A 1,593-nucleotide genomic window follows, 5' to 3' on the forward strand; every position below is an offset into this window, starting at 1 on the left:
AGCATCCCCGCTACGCACTCCGGATCCGGAAGAGCCCCCAAACTAGACTATACGTCGGTACCGCTTACTGTATGTTCGTACAGTACAAGGTGTCCCGGCTCAGTCGGCCTTGTCGACCTGACTATCGCGCCGTCGGCAGCCAGTTGTTCAGGCCACCCGCATCGGCCTCCCGGCCCCTTGGACGCCAGGTGGAGGTTGGGTCACGGGTCGGACGTACGGGTGTCGGCGATATCTCCGTCGCCACAAGCCGAGGTATCGCACCCAGCACAACTTCATCGACAGGAAGGTCTGGACATGGACACATTTCGCGACAAGGCCGGCGAGCCGATAGGTACCGATATCGACAACTGGGTGGCCTCGTTCACGCGCATGGAATCCGGTTCCTCCGAGCTTCCTCCCCACCACCCCAACTGCCTTGGCTGTGGACCAGAGAACCCGAATGGTCACTTCCTCTCGGTACGGCGTGACGGAGACGGCGTCGTCGCACACCACCAGTTCGACCAGCGCCACGTCGGGGCACCGGGCATTGCACACGGCGGCGCGGTAGCGACCGTGATTGACGACCTCTTCGGCTTCTTGCTGTATTCGGTCGGCGAGCTCGCCGTGACGCGCCGTCTCGAGCTCGAGTATCTTGCGCCAGCACTACTCGACACCCCGTACATCCTGCGCGCTGCAGTTCGGTCTCGCGATGGCCGGAAATTGGACCTCAAGTCCACGATGGAGGATGCAGAGGGCCGCACTGTTATTACTGCCACTGCCCTGTTCATCGTGGTCGAGGTTGAACACTTTTTGCAGTCACAGAGAAACTCGAGGGCTTAGGCCAAACTCACCGCCGCGAGCACCAGGCCCGAATACGTCGAGGGTGTCGGCGGAGCCTGAAGCTATTGAACGCCACGCCCAAAGAAAGGGCGAAGCTGAAGGCACCGTGCATTGCCAGTTGCCCTGTACGAGTCAACCAAGTGGCAGCGCTACCTACGACGGAACCCCGTCGGCGGGTGGCCGGTCCAGTGCTTGAAAGCGTGTGAAAAGCTGGCGAGGTCGCTATATCCGAGGTCCGTGGCGATCTCGCTCGCGGACACAGATCCGTCCAGTAAACGAAGAATCGCGTACTCACGAATGACCGACTGGCGCAGTCCGCGATAGGTCATCCCTTCCTCAGAGAGGCGCCGCTTAAGTGTGCTCGTAGAGATGGAGAGTTCGTCTGCAATCCACTGACTTCCACAATCTGCGGGACGCTTCTCTATCAGACGTCTCACCTTGTCCGAATACGAGGCGATTTTACTCCGCTCGTCGAGCCTTCGCTGCAAGTCACTGATAGCGAGTCGATACGCCACGGGGTCAGAGAACCGGCAGACGTGATTGACCGCGTCAACGGGAAAATGCAGAATGGACAGTGAAGCGTCAAATACCAGGCGACCAGCTAACCGATCCTGATCCACGGGCAGACCTTCCGGAGCGGGCCAACCCAGTGAGAGTGTGATGTCTGGTGCATCGCCAACGAGTATATTCAGCAGCCTCAGCAGGACCGCACCACAGTAGGTGACCACTAGGGAGTCTAGTGTCGCGTTTCTGAAGTTGGTTTAGGGTTCGCTT

Annotated in this window: 2 protein-coding genes; one reads left to right on the plus strand and one right to left on the minus strand. The window is 59.6% G+C overall.

Annotation, left to right across the window (positions count from 1 at the left end; translation table 11 throughout):
- The first annotated feature begins 294 nt into the window (after window positions 1–294).
- Window positions 295–819 carry a PaaI family thioesterase gene (locus G6030_RS02805; RefSeq protein WP_017836045.1) on the plus strand — a complete coding sequence of 175 codons (525 nt, stop codon included), beginning with the start codon at window positions 295–297 and terminating at the stop codon, window positions 817–819.
- A gap of 149 nt (window positions 820–968) precedes the next feature.
- Here G6030_RS02805 and G6030_RS02810 read toward each other — a convergent pair whose 3' ends face one another.
- Window positions 969–1,547, minus strand: a complete 579-nt coding sequence (locus G6030_RS02810) for a helix-turn-helix domain-containing protein (protein ID WP_347238555.1) — start codon at window positions 1,545–1,547, stop codon at window positions 969–971.
- Window positions 1,548–1,593 lie beyond the last annotated feature (46 nt).

It is taken from the genome of Dietzia sp. E1, assembly GCF_014145015.1.
Taxonomy (GTDB): domain Bacteria; phylum Actinomycetota; class Actinomycetes; order Mycobacteriales; family Mycobacteriaceae; genus Dietzia; species Dietzia cinnamea_A.